Here is a 20,194-nt window from a genome sequence, read left to right on the forward strand (position 1 = left end):
CGCGCGGACATCGGCAGGGAGCCGCCGAGGCCATGGCAGGGCAGTACGGCCGGTCCTCGCGATGGGCATTGCCCTGCTGCTGGTCCCCTGTGCGCCCACCGCCTCCGCGCACCCGGTGGCCGCGGGCCTCCCGTCCGCGGCTGCCCGCGCGGACAGCCGCGTTTACGTCACCAACCAGCAGGACGACACCGTCTCGGTGATCGACGCCCACACCCACAAGGTGGTCGCCACCGTGCGGGCCGGTACGGCGCCCGAGGGTGTGGCCGTCGCCAAGGACGGCAGACGCCTGTACGTCGCCGACAGCGGCTCGGCCCGCGTCTCGGTCCTCGACACCCGCACCTACAGGACCGTGGCCACCGTGCCCGTCGGCAAGAGCCCCACCGGAGTCGCGCTGAGCCCCGACGGCGGGTCCCTCTACGTCACCAACGGCACCTCGAACACCGTCTCCGTGATCGACACCCATACCCAGTGGGCCTCAGCCACCATCCCCGTCGGCAGGTCCCCGGTGAACGTGGCCCTCAGCCGCGACGGTGCCCAGGCGTACGTCGCGAACTCCGGATCGGGCACCCTGTCGGTCATCGACACCCGCACCCACAAGGTCACCCGGCAGCTCCCCGCAGGGCAGTCCCCGGTGGCCGTCGCCGTCACCAAGGACGGCAAGGCGGCCTACGTCGCCGACGAGGTCGGGACGCACGTACTCGCCATCGCCACCGACACCGGCAAGGCGACCACCGTGAACGTCCGCACGGGCCCCTTCGACGTGGCCATCGGCCCGGACGGCCACTACGCCTACTCCGCGAACCTCGGACCCGGCAACGTCTCCGTGATCGACACCGGCAGCAAGCACGTCTCGGCGACCATCGACCTCGGCCCGCCCGGCACCGACCCGTTCAACCTGGAGGTCACCCACGACGCGATCTACGTCACCAACCAGGGAGCGGGCACTCTCGCCGTCGTCGATTCCGCATCCCGCAAGGTCGTCGCGACGGTCACGGTGGGCTCCCAGCCGTACGGGGTAGCGGTGAGCTGAGGCAGCCGAATGTCGGTCGCGGTCGCCCCGCAGTACTGCGGGGCCCTGGGCAAAGACGCCAACTGCCACGTCGCGGACAGCGTCCACGCTGCGACCGACATCGTCTCACGCCCGCTGCAGTGGCGGCTGTTCCTGCCTCAGGAATGGGAAGCGGACAACGACCGCCGGACTGCCGCCCGCGTCCAAACCGAGGTCAGACACCACGAGAAGGGTCGGCTGGCCCTGGACATGCTCGACACGCTGGCCGACTGGGGATTGAGTCCACCGGTCGTCGTGGCCGACGCCGCCTACGGGTGCTGTGCGTGGGCACGTACTCGTCTGCGACCGTGACCTTCGCTTGCGTACGCGCCGCGGACAGTCCTGGTCTCGAACCACCACGTAAACCGCGCTGATATCCCTGCGTCCGGGACTGCCCGATCCGTCGTGCCAAGTTGCACGTCAGAGGGCTGCGCACGTGCTCAACCGATGTCGGGGCCAGTCGACCGGAGTGGCCGTAGCCCTCCTAGTTCGGCCGACTCCAGGTCGCACGGTGTGACGCGGTGGGCCACCAGGGCGGCGAGGTCGTCGTCACGGGTGCCGTGGACATAGGCGCGCAGGTCCTGGTGGAGGTGGTCGAGGAGTTGGCGAGGCGAGGCAAGGGCCCATCGGCGGACGCGCTGGGCGAGGGGGTAGAAGGTCCCGATACCGTCGCGGGTCTCGCTGACGCCGTCGGTGTAGAGCAGCAGGCTGTCGCCGGTGCCGAACGGAATGGTGTCGACCTGGTAGTGCTGCTCGCCGAGCAGGGCGGCCATGTTGAGGGGCGGTGACGGCGCGCTGGGTTCCACCTCGCACACTTCGCCGCCGTGCAGCAGCAGCGGCGGAGGGTGTCCGCAGTTGACCAGGCGGGCGATGGGTTCTCCGGCGGGGATCTCGACGAGCAGGACGGTGACGAAGCGTTCCAGCGCGTCGTCGGAGGCCACGTCCTCGCCGTAACGGCTGATGCTGGTCTCCAGTCGGTGTGCCAGGTCCGGCAGGTGCGGGGCGTCCTCGACGAACACCCGAAAGGAACTGAGGACGACCGAGGCGGCCTCGACGGCCGGCAGGCCCTTGCCGCGCACGTCACCGATGATCAGCCGCACTCCGTGCGAGGTCTGCTGCGCCTCGTAGAAATCGCCGCCGATGCGGGCCTGCGCGGCGGCCGCCTGGTAGAGAACCTCGACGTCGATGTGCCCGAGGTGATGCGGGACCGGGCGCAGCAGCACGCGCTGCGCCGTCTCCGCCACGGAGCGGACCTCGGCGAGGGTGCGCTCCCGGTGCTGCCGTACCTGGCTGGCGTAAGCGGCGGCCAGGGTGACAGCCGCGACCGTGATCAAGGTGAAGATTCCGGGAGTCCGCTCCAGAGTGTGGTCGGCGGCGGAAATGACGAAGCCGGCGATCAGGGTCAGCAGCCCGATGCCCAGCGTGCCGGCCACGGAGAACATCGCGGCGGCAAGCGCGGGGGCCGCCCCGAGCAGCCGGTAGAACTCCAGGTGGGGCGTAAAGAGGGCCGCCACCGAGGCCAGCACGATCACCAACAGCGGAGTCAGGAGCGCCGGCGAGAACGGCCGGTCCTCTTCCCACATCCGCCAGGAGGGCCGCTTCAGGGCGATCACCTGCCTCAACGACCGAATGGCGGTGACACGGGATGCGGTGGACCCCTTTACCTGTACACCCATGTTTCTGTCCTTAGGCGGAGACGGTTGTTCGACGCCCGCTTGCAGTGGAAACTGCCCAAACTATGCCTGAATGAGGCAATAAGGTTGAATCTTGAACTATCAGCGATGACGGACGCTGCAGGTCATGGTTGCGCCGACGATGTTTTGTCCCTTTTGCGCAACTGTGGCATATTGGTGCCAGTAAACGCAACAAGGAGTTGCAATATGGCTTCGGCGACCTTCACCGAACGGCGCGGCACGGTCCGCACGGGCGGTCGCAGCGCTCGGGTGCGTGCGGCCGTATACGAGGCGACGCTGCTCGAGTTGGGACAGCGCGGCTACGCCGCACTGTCCATCGAGGACATCGCAGTGCGGGCCGGCGTGCACAAGACGACCATCTACCGACGGTGGGGGACCAAGGACACGCTGCTGGCAGCCGCCATGGGCGACCTGGTCGAAGCCAGGGTCCCGGTTCCGGACACCGGTGCGATCGAGACCGACCTGCGTGCGTACGCCCGATCGATCGTGGACGTTCTCACCAGCGACGCGGGCGCGATCCTGCTAGCCGTGCTGTTCTCCGATGCAGCCAGAGCGCCGGAGGTCGCCGAGGTCAAGCGGAACCACTTCGCCGAACGGCAGCGGCTCGCCGCTCCCATCGTCGAACGGGCGATCCAGCGCGGTGAACTACCGGCGGACACCGATCCCCATGAGCTGATCGGACTGATCGCCGCGCCGATCTACTATCGGCTCCTGGTCACCGGCGAACCCGTCGACCATGCCGTGGGCGACCGCGCGGCCCTCACCGCCCTGGCCGCGGCACCTGATCTCTGGCCCGGACGATGAGCGGTCACTCGCCGCCTTCAAGCCGTGAGTACCGGCATGTGCCGCGGATTCCGGAGCGGTCAGCCGGCGAACCGGTGCTGGTCACGATGCTCGACACAGCGCGGACCCTGACGTTGACCTACCGGCCCGGCGACCGATCGGCGGGACGGCTGCCGGGCCGTCCGAGTGACCACTCCGGTGGCGTCCCAACCGTCCGCATCTCCCCGCATAAAATATCTCATTTGCTGCATATCCACTGAAGGGACCTGTGGATTGTGACCACCTCGATCATCGTCGGAGGAAGCGGCGCGCTGGGACGCGTACTGGCGCAGCGATACGCCAACCGCGGCGACAGCGTCATCATCACCAGCCGCACCAGAGAGCGCGCCGATACCGTGGCCGCCGAAATCGCCGGCAGCGTCCGGGGTCTGGCCGTTGACCTGTCGCGGCCGGAAGCCATCGACGGAGCGCTCGCCGACGTACGGGACGTCGACAACCTGGTGATCACCGGCGTCTCAGAGGGTTTCAACACCCTCGCGGACTTCGACATCGCCAAGGCCGTGGAAGCCGTGACCATCAAGCTGGTGGGGTACACGGAGACCGTGCGCGTCCTGCGTGACCGGTTCACCCCCGGCGCGTCGGTCGTCCTCTTCGGCGGCCTGGCCAAAGAACGCCCCTACCCCGGTTCCACCATCGTGACCGCCGTCAACTCGGGTATCACCGGACTGATGAAGACCCTCGCACTGGAGATCGCACCCCATCGTGTCAACGCGCTCCATCCCGGCGTGGTGGGAGACAGCCCGAGGTGGCGCGACGTGCCCGACCACCCTCACGTACCGCGTACCCCCATCGGGCGCTTGGTGACCATGGAGGAAGTCGCGGAAGCCACCGACTTCCTCCTCCGGAACACCGGCGTCAACGCCCAGGACCTGTTCATCGACGGCGGACTGCGCGTCACCTGACATGACCGCCCTACCCGAAGAGGTGCAGAAGCCGGATACAAGAGGGCCCCGGACGATCAAGGCCCGGGGCCGTCTTCGGGCCGTATGAGGTCACCCGACGCCGGCCGACAACGTCAGAAACCCACGGCATCTGAACCGCTCGGAGCGCGGTTGCACGGTGCTTTCCGGGACGTTACAAGCCTCCCAGGTCCATGCACGCTCAGCCGGACAGGGAGAGGCCGTTGAGGAGCACTTCGGCCACGTTCTCGGCGGAGTTCAAAAACGGGGATGAAGCGCGACCTGATGGGCTCGATGTAATGGTGGTAGAGGTATCCCAGGCGATCCGTGGCAGCCGCACCCTCCAAAGTGACGAGGCGGGCCAGATAGGGGCGCGTTGCCGAGTACTCGATGAAATTCCGGGTCAGCATTCTCGTATCCATGCACTGAGAAGGTCTCGATCGCGGCGGCCATGACATGGTCGGTCGGGGCGAATTGCGCATCTTTGGGTGGACGTCCTCGTGGGCGGGTGACGCGGGGCGGATTATCAGGCATGGGGCCAGTTTCGCGGCGCCTCCGCTCCCCCCGAGGGGTGGGAGGAGCGGAGGCGGGTACTGACCCGCCTTGCCGCTGTACAGGCGCGAAATTCGGACCTCGTCAGCATTCCCCTTCCCGTGCCGTAAGGCTCCAACCCCTTGCCGACCGCCCGCTGGAAACACTTCGAAGGAGCGGGAATCTATTACGCTGCCACTGAGCTAGAAGTCCGTTCGTGCGCAGGCAGATCGGTGGCCGTGCCGGGAGGGGCAGACTCTGCAGGGCAAGGCGCTCTATTGCTGGCCGATAAATCAATTGCAGTGGACATCATCTTGCGCCGCGACAGCATCGAGACTCGTATGGCAACCGACTGGCTAAGTGCTGCCTGCGCAGCCGACAAGGACGGGTTCATATATACCGATGTGCAAATTGCTGACAAAATTCGGGGTCGTGCCGACAGGAACTGCAACGCTCCCCTCTTCCCTTTGAAACGAGCCTTCCCCGCGTCTCCGCCGTTTTTTCCGCTCATCGGATCATAGGGGTTCCCGGGGCCCCCTTCCGAGGGCGAGCGGGCGGGCAGCACAGGCTTGGCCGTTCGGGCGAGCCGGTTTCACAAGCCTCGAAACAGGCTCGTACTGCCCTGCCTTCTCCCCGTAATGCCTCGTAGACGGCGTACAGTTTTCTCATGGCCCGGCCTCGGCAGTTTGACGACGAGGAGGTTGTGCGGGCTGCTCGCGACCAGTTCTGGTCCCACGGCTACGACCGAACCTCCATCGACGATCTGAGCGCCGTCACAGGCTTGGGACGCGGAAGCTTGTACGGAGCCTTCGGAGACAAACACGCCCTGTTCCTGCAGGCTCTGGACAGCTACAACAGTGACGCGATCGAAGCCTGGCGTTCGGCTCTGCGCGGCCCGGGACCGGCCCTCCCGCAGCTGGAAAGCCTTGTATGCGACATCTCCGAAGCGATCAGCAGGGACGTGGAGCGGCGCGGCTGCATGATGGCCAGGAGCGCCACGGAACTCGCCGCGGTCGACAAGACCGTCGCCGAGCGGATTGCTGCCACTGTCCGCGGAATGCACAGCGAGCTGTCGGACTGCCTCGCCCGGGCCCAGGAGGAGGGCTCGCTGGATGCCGAAGCGGACACGCACGGGCTCGCAAGCCTTCTCCTCGCCGTGCTGAGGGGACTGGAGGCCCTGGGCAGGGCGGGAGCCGCAGCGGAGGTTGTCATCGGTGCTGCCGAGCAGGCCTTGGCCCTTCTTCCCCGCGTGTCCACGGACGAGCCGGCGCCGGGTCGGCTGGAGGACCGTTCAGCGCCGTGACCCGGTCCTGTTCTGGACGGCCCTTGGGTTTTCAGTGCCATGGACCGCACGCCGTGGAGGTCCTGCCCCGCCGGGCGTCACGGGCGTCGCCCGGCCATTGCGCGCAAGCCCCCTACGAACAGGACGATCAGCAGCAGCGCAGGGGCGCCTACCCAGGGGCGGATGAGGCCGGTGCCGACCTTGCCGGGCCGTTGCGTGTGTTGCACGGCCTCTGCCAGGTCGCCGAGACCGGGTCCTTGGCCGCCATCGCGATCATCTTCGCGGCGGCGACGTCGGATGTCTGCCTGCCGAGGGAGGTGTCTGACATCCAGCGGTCGACGCTCCTGCCGCGCAGCGTCGGCGATTTGTGCACCTGGACGCCCGGGGGCTCATGGTGCGACCAGGTCGTGGCTGTCCTCTATCAGCTCCCGAATCAGTTCGTCCGGGACATCGCCGGCCAACGAAATGTTGACCCAGTATCGCTTGTTCAGCTTGTACGCCGGGTGCACTGCCTCGAAGCGGTGCTGCAACTCGGTGACCCGATCCGGATCGGCCTTGACTGTCACCTGGTCGTCCGGGAACTCATGGCCACTGAGGATGGCAAACACCTTGTTGTTCGCCTCTGCCTTGAACACCACGCGGTCCGGGGCGAACGGACGCGACTCGCTGACTCCGGCGAAAGAGAGCGCCAGCTCCCGGACGTCGTCCACGTTCATGGCTACCTTGCTTCCCTAACTGAAGTTGCAGGACTCCGCCTTTGGTAGCGGCGGCTACTAGGGGCGGATGAGGACGGTGCCGACCTTGCCGGGCTGCACCGCGTGCTTCACGGCGGTGGCCAGCTCGCCGAGGTCGTATGTAGCGGCCACGTCGAACTGGTCCTTGCACACAAGCGCGATCAGCGTCGCGGCGACCGAGTCCGATGCCCGCCTCTCGGCGGATGCCTCCAACAGCCACCGGCCGAGGGTCGCGCCCCGCACCGTCAGCGCTCGGTGCAGCAGCGTCGACGCATGCACCGAGATCGGCTCGTCGGCGAGTTCCCCGTAAATGATCAGCCTGCCGCCCGGCGCCAACAGGTCCAGAAGGCTTTCTGTCAGCTTTCCGCCGACGGGGTCGAAGGCCACACTGAGCGGGCGGCCGCCGGCTGCCTTGCGGACCTCGTCGGCCCAGCCCGGATTCTCTGTGGCCACGACCGGGACGTCCGGGAACCGCTTCCGCAGCTCGGCGGCACCGCGGTCACTGCGGACGACGTTGACCAGGCCCACGTGGTGGTACTGCATCACGCCGGTTACCAGCCGCCCGACCGATGAGCCGGCGGCGGCCTGCACCAGATAACCGTCGTATCCCAAGGCCGGGTGCTGCTCCGCTTCACGGCGCAGCATCACCGCGGTGAGCGGGTTCGTCAGCATCTGCGCGGCGACCTCGTCCGACAGGTCATCAGGCACGGGGACGACCATCTCGGCGTCCGCCAGGACCCATTGTGACCATCCTCCCGGCAGGGGAAAGACTGTTACGCGGCTGCCGACCTCGACGCCCGGAGCCACGCGCGTGTCCGGGCCTATGGCCTCCACCAAGCCGGTTCCTTCCACGCCGACCGGTATCGGCTCTGCAGCCGTCGTGGGGAAAGCCTCGAGACCTAGGAGATCACCAGGGTGGACCGGGAAGGCCGTGGCGCGGATGAGGACCTGACCGCGCACGGGTGCTTCCGGTTCGGGCTCCTCGATGACGGTCAGGACGTCGGCGGGCGTCCCGCTACGGGTCCAGACGACACGACGGTTCATGATTCTCCTCCTGTGCGCCGGTGCGTATGGGGCTTGGCCGGGGCGTCAGCCGACGTCCATGAGCAGCAGGTGCTTCGCGCTGAGCGGGCCGTCGAGCTGCATCAGCCGCCCGCCTTCCCGTAGAGCGCCGAGGTCCAGGGCGGCGAATCCGAATTCGTCGAGCAAGCCGGCCACGGCCGCCTTCGCGTCGGCGTCGTCGCCCGCGTAGAAGACCACCTGGCGGCCTTCCTCGTGCTGGGGGTCCGCGGCGATGAACGCGGCGAACAGGCTGTTGAACGCCTTCACGATCCGCGCTCCGGGAAGGCGCTGGGCGACCCACTCGCTGCCCGTGAGGTCGCCGACGTCGTAGCGGCCCCGCCAGGGGTTGGCCGCGGCGAACTGATTCGTTGTGTCGACGACGATCTTCCCGGCCCAGTCGGTAAGGCTGGTCAGGTCCGGTACGGCGGAGAACGGGACCGCGAGGAAGACGAGGTCCGGCTGCGCCGCCTCCTCGGCTGTCACGGCGTGGGCCTTCGGCCCCAGCTGCTCTACGACTGCCTTGAGTGTCTCCGGGCCCCGGCTGTTACCGATGAGTACCTCGTGTCCGTGGCGGACGGCCTTGTCGGCGACGGCCCGGCCGATCTCTCCCGCGCCGAGAATGCCGATGGTGCTCTGTGCGGCCATGCTGCCCATCCTTGATCGTGTGTCGGGGGTCGTGCCGGCGCCCCGGCAGCGGTTGTGTGGTCGGCTCCGGCCGCTTCCTGTCGGGGTGGTCCCGGCCTCGGCGGCAGGTGCGGCGGCGCCTACGCGCGATGCGGGTTGAAGTCCAGGAGGACCTTGCCGTTCTCCCGGAAGTACGCGAGCGCCTCGGGAAAGTCCGCCGCCTTGTAGACGGGCGCGGAGGGCAGGACGAGTCTTCCCTCGGAGACCAGCCGCGCGGACTCCGCGTTCAGAGCCGGAAGCCGGGGAAGGAACTCGTCCTGGTACATCCAGAATTCCGTCGTGGTGATGTTCTTCGTCCTCAACACGTCAGGATCGGGCGTGAACGGCTGGCCGCTCAGATACCCGTAGATCGCCAGCAGGGCGCCGTCGGTCAGTACGTCCAGCAATAGTGCAGTCGCCGCACCGCTGACACCGTCAAGGCCGAGGAGCACCGGATCGGAGCCGATGGCCTCCCGCACGCGCGCGCCGGCGTCCGCCGCGTCGACAACCACGATGTCGGCACCGAGGTCGTGGAGTTCGCTCACGAGTTCCGCGCTGCGCACGAGGTTGATCGTGCGCAACCCTCGTTCCTTGGCGAACACGATGACAGACCGGCCCACCCCGCTGTTGGCCGCGTTCTGCACCACCCAGGAACCGGCCGGGAGGTCACGCAGGCTGACCAGGAGCCCCGCGCTGACGGGATTGATGGTGAGCATCGCTGCCTGTTCAAGACTGATGGACTTTTCCACGACGGTCAGGTCTGCCGCCTCGGCCACCACCCGCTCGGACCAGGAAAAGACGCCGAAGGGAAGCAGGACCCTCTCGCCGGGACGGACCTCCATGACACCGGGCCCTACGGACACGACCGTCCCGACACCCTCGTTACCGATGGCTGTCGGCGGCTCAGGGCGTACGGGATAGATACCTTGCGCCAGGAGAAGGTCGTGGTGGTCGAGCGGGGCGTACTCGACCTGGACCAGCGCCTGTCCGGCGGTGGGAGCCGGGGGCTCGGGCACGTCCACCACCTTCAGGCTCTTCTCCGGCTCCCCGAACTGCGTGAGGTGAATGGCGAGCATGGGACACGACTCCTTGCGTCGTCGCTTCGCCGAAACTTGAGGCATCGCTTCGGATGCCGACGGCCCCGCTCCCGAGGAATTCCACGGCTGTGTCCAGCTCGGTTCTGCTCCCGCCCGTGAGACGCACGGTGGAGCCCTCGGCGGCGAACCGACGGGCTGTAGCCAAGCCGATCCAGGTCGGGCAGCCACCAAACTGACCTTGCCATCAAACTGTCCCAGGATGTCCACTTCTTCCTCGATGTAGCTCACCCGGAGACCTGCAGAGAGCACAGCACGCCGACACACGCCAACCCATGCCCGCCCACCTTGTGACGCCCTCGCCGACGAAGGAATACTCCGCCACGCCACCTCACGGACCGCATGGTTCAGATGGATTTGTACCTACTAGTAAAGAACCCGAACAGGGGCACTGCAACCGGAGAGGCACTCGCCCTGCCCGGTCTCTCACCACCCACGGCCGGGTACGTCGGGGGGAGAGCATTCCGACGAGTCTCCAGAAGGCCGGCAGCGTGCCGGCGGCCGGACAAAAAGCATTCGGTCAGTGACCGCCCATGAACAAGGCGTGGTCCTAGGAATAGCGCAGCTTTTGAATAACGGCCCTTTACCAGTGGCACGCGGACACAGTCGACGCCATGTGGTCGGCTTCACCGGCACGGGCCGCCATCCGAAAGGCCCTCGCCGTGCGGCTGCCCGACGGACGCGTCGCGCTGTCCCAGAGGCTGACCTCACGCTCGCCTCCGTCGTCGGCCCGCGCCTGGTCGCGCAGGCCGGGCGGGCGTTTACGAATGCCGGCGACTCCTACACGCCCGCCGTCGGTGATGTGGTGGGGGAAGTCGTGGCGGACACGACCCGGCACTCGGTCGTCGCCGTGGTCCGGCTGCGCTGACCGGTGACAATGTAGATCGGCAACCGGGAAACGCTGAGCGGGTGGACGGGATGCCGTAGGCATCGGTGAGCTGTGAGCGTCTGACACCTTGTCTGGCCCGGTCGACAGGGCTCTTGCCCGCGCACTCGCCGCCCGAGGGGGCCTTGGTCTGGCAGCCATCAGCGGCGAGTTGTTCCAGGCCGAGGCCGATCATGCGGTCATAGGCGGAAAGCGCGGCCAGGCGCAGGGCCTCGCCCGCGCCGGCGGCTGTCCACTCGTCCCGGCGCCTGCGCAAGGTGGTCGCCGAGCACGTCGCGTCCGCCACTCGCTCGTACCCCATCCCGGACACCCATACCTCGATGAGCCTGTCGAAGATCACCTCGTCCGGGATCCGTCGACGATGGCATCCCAGCGGATGGGTGGTGACCCACATCGGCAAGGACGCAAGAAACTCCTCGCGGACGGGAGCGATGATCAGCGATGCCACGACGGGCACATCTCCTCCGGCGAACACAGAATCCTCCCGGGCCTGGGCTGGCGTCGCCGTCTGGTCAGCGAGTGGCGTTCTCGGTGACCGGCATCTCTTCGGCCGCCGGACGTTGTGGCGTGGCGGTGGAGCGCAGCAGGGTGGCGGCGAGGAGGAGCGCAGCGGCGACGATGCACGAGCCGATGCGGAAGGCGAACTGGTAGCCGCCCGTGAGTGCTGAGGTGGTGTTGGCCCCGTCGTCCAGCAGGGCATTGGTGTGCGAGGCGGCGAGGGTGCTGAGGGCCGCGAGGCCAAAGGCGCTGCCGATCTGCTGCATGGTGTTGAACATGCCGGAGGCGATCCCTGAGTCCTGGGGCGTGGCCGCTGACATCGCGAGCGTGGCCAGCGACGGCATCGCGAGGCCGAAGCCGATACCGAGCGGCAGCAGTGCGGGCAGGACGTCCACGACGTAACTCCCTCCTGCCGGTACGCGGCCGAGGACGGCGAGACCTGCTGTGATCAGCAAGAGTCCTGGAAGGAGTACCGCACGGGGGCCGAAACGTGAGATCAGCTTGGGTGAGAAGCCGAGCGACAGCGCGCCGATCGCGACCGAGACCGGGAAGATGCCGAGGCCGGTGTGGACCTCGTCGAAGCCGAGCACCTTCTGTAGGTAGAGAACGCACAGGAACTGGAAGCTGAACATTCCGGCCACCATGAGGGCCTGGATGCCCATCGCTGCTGAGACGTTGCGCGAGCGGAACACGCGCAGGGGCAGAAGGGGGTGACTCGCCCTCGCCTGGCGGGTGACGAATGCCAGGAGCAGGGCGAGGGCCGCAGCGCCGAAGCCCAGCGTGTGCGCGGAAGCCCAGCCATAGCTGGTGGTCTCGACGATCGTGTAGACACCGAGCATCAGTGCGGAGGTAGCCAGGAGCGCGCCCAGGGCATCGATCCCCTTGCCGAGGCCGACACCGTGCTCGGACGTGAGTATGCGCCGGGCCAACAGCGCGGCCACGATGCCGATCGGAACGTTGACGAAGAAGATCCAGTGCCAGCTGATGGTCTGCGTCAGGACACCGCCGGCGAGGAGGCCCAACGAGCCGCCGGCTGACTGGACGAAGCTGTAGACGCCGATGGCCTTGGCCCGCTCATTCGACTGCCGGAACAGCGTCACGACCATGCCGAGGGTGACGGCGGAGGTCACCGCGCCGCCTATGCCCTGGACGAACCGGGAGGCAAGCAGCATCGCCGAATCCTGCGACACACCGCAGAGAAGCGAGGCAGTCGTGAAGATGCTCAGGCCGGTGATGAAGACGCGCTTGCGCCCGATGAGGTCGCCGAGCCGACCGGAGAGGAGCAGTAGACCACCGAAGGGGACCAGATAGACGTTGACCACCCAGGCCAGAGCCGGCGAGGAGAAACCGAGGTCTTGCTGGATGACCGGCAGCGCCACGTTTACGACGGTCCCGTCGAGGATGACCATCAACTGACCGGCGCAGAGCACGGCCAATGCCCCCCAACGCGATGTCTGTGCTGATGAGACGGTTCTGGGCACAAGGCCCCCTTCCAACGGTGCACGACTTGTTACAGCAGTCATCCTCTGTAACCATGACGTGCGGCGGAAGGAGGCACTTTCGTGTCACGCAGTCACACCGATGTGTCCGACCAGGTCAGCAACGAGGCGTGCCCGCTCACCGAGGTCCTCGACCATGTCGCGGGAAAGTGGAGCATCGGGATCCTCGTCGCCGCCGCGAACGGGCCGGTGCGGTTCACCGAGTTGGAACGCGCCATCACGGGCATCAGCCGCCGCATGCTCACCTTGAACCTGCGCAAGCTGGAACGCGACGGCCTGCTTGTCCGAACCGTCTACCCCACCGTGCCGCCCAAGGTGGAATACAGCCTCACGCCCATGGCCCGCGAGCTCCACGCGACCCTCACCGGGCTCGTCGGCTGGGCAGAACGCCACCGAGCCGACATCACCGCCGCCCGCGCCACCTACGACGCCCGCGACCACATCAGCTCCGTGACGCCGGCGGAGGGACAACCCGGCAGGCATTGAACGATCACCATCCTCACGGGCGAACGTGGAGGTCGGCTCGGCGGCGACGGCGACCGCCTCGGCGTCGTCAGCGATCACATGGGCGCCGTCGACCTCCGCCGCGACCAGGTGGTCATCGCGGGCGCCCGGTGCCGGCGAACGGCACCTGGGCCGAGGGGGCGGCCCGCTGTCCGTACGGGTGCTGCCACAGGCCCCGCGCCTGAAGTTTCGGGGCGGTGCCCGCGCCACCGCGCACCAGGCCGATCCCCGCCCACAGGTTGGGGCGGATCTCCAGGCGGTCACGGCTGCCGCCGTCGTGCAGGGCGAGCGTGCGCTGCTGGCCCTCGGACTCGCTGCGGGCCGGGCCCGCCTGGATGGTCTTGACCGCCTCCGGGTCGAAGCCGTCCAGGAGCCGGTTCGCCTCGGCCCAGGCCTGCTCGGAGGTGTCGCGGGTGATGACACGCAGGCGGATGCCGAAGCGGACGCTACGGCCCTCCTTGTCGGCCAACGCCCGGATCCAGGCGATCTTCTCCGCGACGGCGGCGGGCGGCTCGCCCCAGGTGAGACAGACGTCGACGTGTGTGGCGGCGACTTCTCCCGCGATCGGCGAGGAGCCCCCGAAGTACATCTCGGGGACCGGGTCGGGCACCCGTGCGAGCTTCGCGTCCTCGACATGGAGGTGCTCACCGCGCACATCGACGGTCTTGCCCTCCCACAACCCTCGTACGATCTCGAGGAATTCGCCGGTACGGCGGTAACGCGCGTCCTTGTCGAGGAAGTCTCTGTAGGCCCGCTGCTCGTGGCTTTCGCCGCCGGTGACGACGTTGAGCAGAAGCCGTCCGCCGGTCTGCCGCTGGAAGGTGGAGGCCATCTGCGCGGCGAGCGTCGGTGAGACGAAGCCGGGCCGGAAGGCAACGGCTGACCATCGCGGTGGTCAGCCACGCCTCCTCGCACCAGGCTCCCGTCGGCGGCCGGTCGCGCCCGGACTCGGCGGCGGGGGTGCCATGGCCGCAGCCGACGACGTGTCGGCTGTCTCCGTCGGTCGGCAGGAACCAGTGGAAGGTGAGGGACACGCGGAGCTCCGATCGAGGGTGTGATCAGGGGACATTCGTCGGCGCCGAGGCGGGGAGCCGGTCCAGCTCCTCGCCGGGAAGCCGGCCTTCGGCGTCGCGGGCCGAGGCGCCCGCCCGGAACTCGTCGGCCAGGGCGGACGCGACAGCGACGGCCTCGGCTTCGTCGGTGATGACGTGTGCGGTCATGGTTTCAGCTCGCCGCGGCCAGCAGCGGGGTACGGCCCAGCGCCAGCGAGAAATGGTCGACGACCTGGGTGAGGGCCTCGGCGGCGGCCGGTGCGACAGTGATCGAGCCGTCGTCGTGGGCGGTGATGTCCTTGTCGAGGGTGAACCAGCCCTGCACGATGTGCGCGGCACCCATGGAGTTGAGGACCGGACGCAGAGCGTAGTCGATGGCGAGGACATGCGCGGTGGAGCCGCCGGTCGCGAGAGGGAGGACCGTCTTTCCGGTGAGTGCGTACTGCGGGAGCAGGTCGAGGAGCGCCTTGAGGACTCCGGAGTACGACGCTTTGTAGACGGGTGTTCCTACGACGACGCCGTCGGCGCTCGCGAACAACGCGGTGGCCTCGACGATCGCCGGATGCCGGAAGTCCGCGCCGAGCAGGGCCTCGGCGGGGATGGTGCGAACGTCGAGCGGAACGACGTCGTGCCCCTGAGCGATCAGTCGCTGGTCCAGGTGGCGCAGGAGGCGGTTGGTGCGGGAGGAGGCGGAAGGGCTGCCGGAGACGGACAGGACAGTGGCCATGGGTCCTCTTTCAGGGAGAAGGGGGCGCCTCTGCCGGGGAGACGCCGCTTGCAGGCGACAGGGTCGTGGAGGGTGCGGGTGCGGACGTTGCGCCAGAAACGGTCCAGGCCCTCGGATGCGGCAGTGGCGCGGGCCTTCACTGCTGGAAGGAGTGCCCCCGTCGACGCCATTCCTCCGCGAGCAGTTCGTACGACCGGACCCGGTCCGTGTGGTCGTGAGTGATCGTCGTGATGAGCAACTCGTCCGCGCCCGTGGCCTCCTGCAGTTGTTCCAACTGGTCGGCGACCCGGTCCGGCGAGCCGACGAACTGGGTGTCGAGGCGGTCCTGGACGAGGGCCCGGTCCTCGTCGGTCCATGTGTGGGCGCGCGCTTCCTCCGGCGTCGGGAACTCGATGGCACCCTCGGCGGTACGGATGCTGCGCACCCACGGGCCGTAGCCGGTGGCGAGTTCACGGGCCGTTGCGTCGTCCTCTGCGACGACGACGTCCGCCGAGACGCTGACGTACGGCTTTTCGAGGAACTCGGAGGGCTGGAAGAAGGACCGGTAGCCCTCCACCGCCTCCAGGACCGTGGCCGGGCTGACGTGGTAGTTCGCCGCGAACCGCAGACCGTTGCGGCCCGCGACTGAGGCACTCTGACCACCGCTGCTGCCCAGGATCCACACCTCCACGTCGGCGCCCTCGCCCGGCACGACGTGCGCCTCGACACCCTCCGGGGAACGGTAGGTGCCTGCCAGCAGGGCGAGGATGTCGCCGATCTGCTCGGCGTAGTCCTGCGACTCGGCTCCCGGTAGCAAGAGCAGCCTGCGCTGCAGCGCGATGCGGGGTGAGCCGAGCAGATGCTCGAAGGAGAAGCGCGGTGGGATCAGCAGGCCGTTCGGGGTACGACCGTCGACGACCGGGGTCGCCGTCGGCAAGGGTGTAGCCGGCTGTCCCGGCGGGCGGCCGCCTGAGCGGCCCAGGCCCAGATCGAAGCGGCCCGGATGCAGCGCGTCGAGCAGGCCGAACTCCTCCACGGTGGACAGCGCCGTGCGGTGCCCGAGCTGCACGGCCCCGGAACCGAGTCGGATGGTGGAGGTGGCGGATGCGGTCAGAGCCAGGACGACGGCGGGTGACGTGCCGGCCACACCAGGATTGAGGTGGTGCTCTGCGAACCAATAGCGGGCATACCCGAAGCGTTCTGCCTGCCGGGCGAGGTCGATGGAGTTGCGCAGGGCATCGGCTGCCGTCGAGCCGGACGGGATCGGGGCCAGGTCGAGAACGCCGAGCGAGATGTTAGACACGGGCGGACTCCTGCGTGAGCGGTGATGCCGGAAGCACGGGGCCCCAGGCGAACGGCGGATCCGGGATCTCCCGACGCAGCACGGGGGCGGCCTCGGACTGGAACAGCTCGAGCGAGGCACGGTGCTGGGACTCCGTCAGCCCGCTCGCGTCGGCATGCACGTGCACCACCGTGTGGCCGAACTGTTCGTGGTAGCGGTGCACCTTGTCGATGACCTGTTGCGGGCTGCCGATCAGAGCGGAGCTGCGTTCGACGAAGTCCTCCAGGGTCTCGAACACGACCGGCAGGCCGGCCTTCTTGAAGAACGCCAGGTTGGACTCGAAGATCGGCCGGTACCCGGCCAGCGCCTCCTGAGAGGTGGGGGCCACGTAGATGGCAGCCGTCCCGGCGCCGACCGCGAGGTTGGCCGGGTCGTGGCCGTAGAACTCCCAGCGCTCACGGTAGTGGCGGATCAACTCGGCATACGGCTCGATGGGGTTGGTGACGTTCGCGGAGAACAGCGGGTCGCCGTAGCGAGCGGCGAGGTCGACCGACTCCTTGCTGGTGGCGCTGCCGTGCCAGACCCGGACCGGCTGCTGGTACGGCCGTGGCCACACCTCGGCGTCGGTCAGCGGTGGGCGGAAACGGGTGTCGGCGGTGACCTTGTCCTGGCGCCAGACCTTCCGGAAGACCTCGTAGCTCTCGGCGTTGCGGTCCCACTGGTCCTCGGGCGTGACGTCGAACAGGTCGCGCTGAGCGGCGCCGTTGCCCTTGCCTATGATCAGGTCCAGGCGGCCGCCCGAGAGATGGTCGAGCGTGGCGTAGTCCTCGTACGCGCGGACCGGGTCCAGCAGGCTGAGCGTCGTCACGGCCGTGAACAGGCGGATCCGCTTGGTCAGGGCAGCCACATGGCTGAGTACGACGGTCGGGGACGAGGAGAGGAACGGCCGCTCGTGGCGCTCCCCCACGCCGAAGCCGTCGAAGCCCAGCTCCTCGGTGAGCAGGGCGTTGTCGAGGACCTCGCGGAACCGGTCGTGAGTGGGCTTCTGCACCCCGGTGATGGGGTCCGGGCGGTGCACGATGAGCGTGATGGCGAGGAACTTCACGACGCCGCCCGCTCGTCGGACGCCTCGTCCGGGTGGGCAAGGCCGAGGTGGTGGCGGAGGGTGGGGCCCTCGTAGTCGGTGCGGAAGACACCTTGTTCCTGCAGCAGCGGGACGACCTTGTCGGCGAAGTCGTCGAGGCCGGTGGGGGTGATGTGCGGGACGAGGATGAAGCCGTCGCTGGCGTCGGCCTGGACGTAGTCGTTGATGGTCCGGGCGATGGTGGCCGGGGAGCCGACGAAGGTCTGCCGGTTGCCGGTGTTGATGACCAGGTCGCGGATGGACCAGTTGTTGGCGGCTGCCAGCTCGCGCCACTCGCGGGCGGTGGCCAGCGGGTCGCGGTACATCCGCACCTGGGCGCGGCCCTTGGAGATGTGGTTGTCGCTGACGTCCGGGTCGATGTCGGGTAGCGGGCCTTCCGGGTCGTAGGAGGACAGGTCCCGGTTCCAGACGAACTCCAGGTGCTTGAGGGCGGTGGCCCCGCTGACCTGCTGGCGGCGTACCTCCCTGGCGAGTTCCTCCGCCTCCGCGTCGGTGTCGGCGAGTGCGAAGGAGGCGGCGGGCAGGATCAGCAACTGGTCGTGGCGGCGGCCGTACTTGGCGAGGCGGTTCTTGACGTCCGTGTAGAAGGCCTGGCCGTCCGTCAGGGTGGCGTACCGGCTGAAGACGGCGTCGGCGGAGGAGGCGGCGAACTCGCGGCCCTCCTCGGAGTCGCCGGCCTGGAAGATGACGGGACGGCCTTGAGGGGAGCGCGGGACGTTGAACTGACCGTGGATGTCGAAGTGTTGACCGGAGTGGACGAAGGAGCCAGCCTTCGCGTCCCGCAGGAAGACGCCCGTGGCCTGGTCGGCGACAATCTCGTCGCCGTGCCAGGAGTCGAAGAGTTCGTTCGCGGTGGCCAGGAACTCCTTGGCCCGGGAGTAGCGCTCCTTCTGCGGGAGGAAGCCGCCGCGGCGGAAGTTCTCGCCGGTGAAGGCGTCCCAGGAGGTGACGACGTTCCAGGCGGAGCGGCCGCCGGAGAGGTGGTCGAGGCTGGCGAACTGGCGGGCCACCTCGTAGGGCTCGTTGAAGGTGGAGTTGATGGTGCCGGTCAGGCCGAGGTGCTCGGTGACGGCGGCGAGCGCGGCGAGGACCGTGAAGGTGTCGGGCCGTCCGACCACGTCCAGGTCGTATATCTTCCCGCCCTGTTCGCGCAGGCGCAGGCCCTCGGCGAGGAACAGGAAGTCGAACTTGGCGCGTTCGGCGGTTCGCGCGAAGTGCGCGAAGGAGCTGAACTCGATGTGGCTGCCGGCCTTCGGGTCGCTCCACACGGTGGTGTTGTTGACGCCCGGGAAGTGCGCGGCCAGATGGATCTGCTTCAGCGGCTTGCTGGTCATGTCGGTGCGGGGTCCTTCCGGCTCAGACGGCGGCGTAGCGGTTGGCGGGGCGGGCGAGGCCCAGCAGGCCGCGCAGGGTGTCGGCCTCGTAGGCGGTGCGGAAGACGCCCCGGCGCTGGAGTTCGGGGACCAGGCCGCGGGTGACGGCGGGCAGGTCGTGCCCGGCGACGGCGGGCCGCAGCCGGAACCCGGTCAGGCCCTCAGCGGCCAACTCCTGCAGCAGATCAGCAAGTTGCGCGGGCGTACCGGCGAAGACACGGGCATCACCTGTGTACGGCTCCCCCGCGAGGGCGTCGAGACGTGCGCGGCGGTCCTCCGCGGCGGCCTGCTCGTCGTCGAGGAAGACCACCAGGTCACCGAAGACGTGCACGAGTTCACCGGCGCGCCCGGCCGCCTCCTGCTCAGCGCGGATCTCGGCGACGATCGCCCGGGCGTCCGGGGCGTCCCGCGGGGTGACGTAGCCGACGTCGGCCTGGCGGGCCACCAGCCGGTAGAGCACGGTCTGGTGGGCGAGGGCGGTGACCAGCGGCTGGCCCTGCGGCGGACGCGGGGTGATGGAGGGGCCCTTGACGCTGAAGTGGCTGCCCTCGAAGTCGATGTAGTGCAGCTTGTCGCGGTCGATGAAGCGGCCGGTGGCGACGTCGCGGATCTCGGCGTCGTCCTCCCAGCTGTCCCAGAGCCGGCGCACGACCTCGACGTGGTCGGCGGCCTCGTCGAAGTGGTCGGCGAGCCGCTCCTGACCGGCCGGGGTCCGCAACTCCTCCAGGCTCAGCGGCGGGAAGGTGCGGCGGCCGAAGTGGTCGGCCTCGTGCGGGCGGGCGCTGATCTGTACGCGCAGGCCCGCGCGTCCGGTGCTGACGTAGTCGAGGGTGGCGATCGCCTTGGAGATGTGGAACGGCTCGGTGTGGGTGGTGATCACGGTCGGGACCAGGCCGATGTGCCGGGTGAGGGGGGCGATGCGGGAGGCGGTCAGGACGGCGTCGAGGCGGCCGCGGACCTGGTCGGTGCGGCCGTCGAGCTCGCCGTAGTGCGAGGACTGCAGGCCGAGTCCGTCCTCGAGGGTGACGAAGTCGAGCAGGCCGCGCTCGGCCTCGGCGACCAGGTCGGCCCAGTAGCCGGCGGTGAACAGGTCCCGGGGACGGGCGTCTTGCTCGCGCCAGGAGGCGGGGTGCCAGCCGGTCCCGTCGAGGGCGACGGCAAGGTGCAGTTGGGAAGCGGGTGTTGAGGACACGGAGGTGCCTTCCTGGAGGTCCGTACGAGATCGCCGGCCCGCGGGAGGCGGGGCGCACGGCGGCTGGGAAACGGGGTCAGGAGCTACAGAGGGAGCCGGCCACGCGCTGGAGGTCGATGTGGGGCCGGGAGTGGAGGCGGACGGCACGGAGCACACGTGTCATGTGTCGCACCTCCGTCCGGGTGGGCCGGGCACTCGCCTTCGACAA

Annotated in this window: 16 protein-coding genes and 5 pseudogenes; 6 read left to right on the forward strand and 15 right to left on the reverse strand. The window is 68.5% G+C overall.

Features of this window, described 5'->3' with window-relative positions; genetic code table 11:
- Nucleotides 1–61: 61 nt before the first annotated feature.
- Complete coding sequence (locus tag AB0L59_RS27415) at nt 62–1,030, forward strand: cytochrome D1 domain-containing protein (protein ID WP_365588628.1); 969 nt, start codon at nt 62–64, stop codon at nt 1,028–1,030.
- Nucleotides 1,031–1,036: 6 nt separating this feature from the next.
- Nucleotides 1,037–1,324, forward strand: a pseudogene (locus AB0L59_RS27420) (transposase); the annotation flags it as partial.
- Between the two features lie 164 nt (nt 1,325–1,488).
- Here the strand turns inward: AB0L59_RS27420 and AB0L59_RS27425 are convergent.
- Nucleotides 1,489–2,724 carry a PP2C family protein-serine/threonine phosphatase gene (locus AB0L59_RS27425; RefSeq protein WP_365588631.1) on the reverse strand — a complete coding sequence of 412 codons (1,236 nt, stop codon included), beginning with the start codon at nt 2,722–2,724 and terminating at the stop codon, nt 1,489–1,491.
- Nucleotides 2,725–2,928: 204 nt separating this feature from the next.
- Between AB0L59_RS27425 and AB0L59_RS27430 the strand changes: the two genes are divergently transcribed.
- The 3 genes from AB0L59_RS27430 to AB0L59_RS27440 all read left to right on the forward strand — a co-directional run bounded on the left by AB0L59_RS27430 (nt 2,929) and on the right by AB0L59_RS27440 (nt 6,318).
- On the forward strand, nt 2,929–3,546 hold the full coding sequence (locus tag AB0L59_RS27430; RefSeq protein WP_365588633.1) for a TetR/AcrR family transcriptional regulator: 618 nt from the start codon (nt 2,929–2,931) through the stop codon (nt 3,544–3,546).
- A gap of 254 nt (nt 3,547–3,800) precedes the next feature.
- The gene (locus AB0L59_RS27435) at nt 3,801–4,487 is read left to right on the forward strand and encodes an SDR family oxidoreductase (protein WP_365588636.1); all 687 of its coding nucleotides are present in this window, start codon (nt 3,801–3,803) and stop codon (nt 4,485–4,487) included.
- Nucleotides 4,488–5,682: 1,195 nt separating this feature from the next.
- Nucleotides 5,683–6,318 (forward strand): TetR/AcrR family transcriptional regulator, encoded by a 636-nt coding sequence (locus tag AB0L59_RS27440; protein ID WP_365588639.1) that lies wholly within the window; start codon nt 5,683–5,685, stop codon nt 6,316–6,318.
- 368 nt (nt 6,319–6,686) lie between these two features.
- On the opposite strand, the gene AB0L59_RS27445 is transcribed toward AB0L59_RS27440, so the two are convergent.
- From AB0L59_RS27445 to AB0L59_RS27470, 6 genes and pseudogenes are all read right to left on the reverse strand, one after another.
- Nucleotides 6,687–7,013: an MmcQ/YjbR family DNA-binding protein gene (locus tag AB0L59_RS27445; RefSeq protein WP_365588642.1), complete on the reverse strand. Its 327-nt coding sequence runs from the start codon at nt 7,011–7,013 to the stop codon at nt 6,687–6,689.
- 57 nt (nt 7,014–7,070) lie between these two features.
- The gene (locus AB0L59_RS27450) at nt 7,071–7,991 is read right to left on the reverse strand and encodes a zinc-binding dehydrogenase (RefSeq protein ID WP_365588645.1); all 921 of its coding nucleotides are present in this window, start codon (nt 7,989–7,991) and stop codon (nt 7,071–7,073) included.
- A 129-nt stretch (nt 7,992–8,120) separates the two neighbouring features.
- Nucleotides 8,121–8,750 (reverse strand): annotated as a pseudogene (locus AB0L59_RS27455) (NAD(P)-binding domain-containing protein); the annotation flags it as partial.
- 107 nt (nt 8,751–8,857) lie between these two features.
- The gene (locus AB0L59_RS27460; RefSeq protein WP_365588648.1) at nt 8,858–9,832 is read right to left on the reverse strand and encodes a zinc-dependent alcohol dehydrogenase family protein; all 975 of its coding nucleotides are present in this window, start codon (nt 9,830–9,832) and stop codon (nt 8,858–8,860) included.
- A gap of 932 nt (nt 9,833–10,764) precedes the next feature.
- A pseudogene (locus AB0L59_RS27465) lies at nt 10,765–11,193 on the reverse strand (IS5/IS1182 family transposase); the annotation flags it as partial.
- A gap of 55 nt (nt 11,194–11,248) precedes the next feature.
- Nucleotides 11,249–12,757 carry an MFS transporter gene (locus AB0L59_RS27470; RefSeq protein WP_365588650.1) on the reverse strand — a complete coding sequence of 503 codons (1,509 nt, stop codon included), beginning with the start codon at nt 12,755–12,757 and terminating at the stop codon, nt 11,249–11,251.
- A gap of 39 nt (nt 12,758–12,796) precedes the next feature.
- Between AB0L59_RS27470 and AB0L59_RS27475 the strand changes: the two genes are divergently transcribed.
- Entirely contained in the window at nt 12,797–13,219 is a 423-nt protein-coding gene (locus tag AB0L59_RS27475; protein ID WP_365588653.1) for a helix-turn-helix domain-containing protein, read from the forward strand.
- A 112-nt stretch (nt 13,220–13,331) separates the two neighbouring features.
- Here AB0L59_RS27475 and AB0L59_RS27480 read toward each other — a convergent pair.
- The 8 genes and pseudogenes from AB0L59_RS27480 to AB0L59_RS27515 all read right to left on the reverse strand — a co-directional run bounded on the left by AB0L59_RS27480 (nt 13,332) and on the right by AB0L59_RS27515 (nt 20,149).
- Nucleotides 13,332–14,271, reverse strand: a pseudogene (locus tag AB0L59_RS27480) (LLM class flavin-dependent oxidoreductase).
- 45 nt (nt 14,272–14,316) lie between these two features.
- Nucleotides 14,317–14,457 (reverse strand): annotated as a pseudogene (locus AB0L59_RS27485) (SfnB family sulfur acquisition oxidoreductase); the annotation flags it as partial.
- Between the two features lie 4 nt (nt 14,458–14,461).
- Nucleotides 14,462–15,016, reverse strand: a complete 555-nt coding sequence (ssuE, locus tag AB0L59_RS27490; protein ID WP_365588655.1) for an NADPH-dependent FMN reductase — start codon at nt 15,014–15,016, stop codon at nt 14,462–14,464.
- 136 nt (nt 15,017–15,152) lie between these two features.
- The gene (locus AB0L59_RS27495) at nt 15,153–16,298 is read right to left on the reverse strand and encodes an LLM class flavin-dependent oxidoreductase (RefSeq protein ID WP_365588657.1); all 1,146 of its coding nucleotides are present in this window, start codon (nt 16,296–16,298) and stop codon (nt 15,153–15,155) included.
- Entirely contained in the window at nt 16,291–17,382 is a 1,092-nt protein-coding gene (locus tag AB0L59_RS27500) for an LLM class flavin-dependent oxidoreductase (RefSeq protein ID WP_365588660.1), read from the reverse strand. The genes AB0L59_RS27495 and AB0L59_RS27500 overlap by 8 nt, the downstream gene beginning before the upstream one ends.
- Nucleotides 17,379–18,755: an NtaA/DmoA family FMN-dependent monooxygenase gene (locus AB0L59_RS27505; protein ID WP_365588663.1), complete on the reverse strand. Its 1,377-nt coding sequence runs from the start codon at nt 18,753–18,755 to the stop codon at nt 17,379–17,381. Before AB0L59_RS27505 ends, AB0L59_RS27500 begins: the two co-directional genes overlap by 4 nt.
- Nucleotides 18,756–18,777: 22 nt before the next feature.
- Nucleotides 18,778–19,986 carry an LLM class flavin-dependent oxidoreductase gene (locus AB0L59_RS27510; RefSeq protein WP_365588665.1) on the reverse strand — a complete coding sequence of 403 codons (1,209 nt, stop codon included), beginning with the start codon at nt 19,984–19,986 and terminating at the stop codon, nt 18,778–18,780.
- A gap of 76 nt (nt 19,987–20,062) precedes the next feature.
- Complete coding sequence (locus AB0L59_RS27515) at nt 20,063–20,149, reverse strand: putative leader peptide (RefSeq protein WP_319193969.1); 87 nt, start codon at nt 20,147–20,149, stop codon at nt 20,063–20,065.
- Nucleotides 20,150–20,194 lie beyond the last annotated feature (45 nt).

The organism is Streptomyces sp. NPDC052109 (genome assembly GCF_040680195.1).
In the GTDB taxonomy this organism is placed as follows: Bacteria; Actinomycetota; Actinomycetes; order Streptomycetales; family Streptomycetaceae; genus Streptomyces.

Bases quoted from the DNA above. Each gene is read 5' to 3' on its own strand.
- AB0L59_RS27415 (WP_365588628.1), top strand. From the start codon at position 62: ATGGGCATTGCCCTGCTGCTGGTCCCCTGTGCGCCCACCGCCTCCGCG.
- AB0L59_RS27425 (WP_365588631.1), bottom strand. From the start codon at position 2,724: ATGGGTGTACAGGTAAAGGGGTCCACCGCATCCCGTGTCACCGCCATT.
- AB0L59_RS27430 (WP_365588633.1), top strand. From the start codon at position 2,929: ATGGCTTCGGCGACCTTCACCGAACGGCGCGGCACGGTCCGCACGGGC.
- AB0L59_RS27440 (WP_365588639.1), top strand. From the start codon at position 5,683: ATGGCCCGGCCTCGGCAGTTTGACGACGAGGAGGTTGTGCGGGCTGCT.
- AB0L59_RS27445 (WP_365588642.1), bottom strand. From the start codon at position 7,013: ATGAACGTGGACGACGTCCGGGAGCTGGCGCTCTCTTTCGCCGGAGTC.
- AB0L59_RS27460 (WP_365588648.1), bottom strand. From the start codon at position 9,832: ATGCTCGCCATTCACCTCACGCAGTTCGGGGAGCCGGAGAAGAGCCTG.
- AB0L59_RS27470 (WP_365588650.1), bottom strand. From the start codon at position 12,757: ATGACTGCTGTAACAAGTCGTGCACCGTTGGAAGGGGGCCTTGTGCCC.
- ssuE (WP_365588655.1), bottom strand. From the start codon at position 15,016: ATGGCCACTGTCCTGTCCGTCTCCGGCAGCCCTTCCGCCTCCTCCCGC.
- AB0L59_RS27505 (WP_365588663.1), bottom strand. From the start codon at position 18,755: ATGACCAGCAAGCCGCTGAAGCAGATCCATCTGGCCGCGCACTTCCCG.
- AB0L59_RS27515 (WP_319193969.1), bottom strand. From the start codon at position 20,149: ATGACACGTGTGCTCCGTGCCGTCCGCCTCCACTCCCGGCCCCACATC.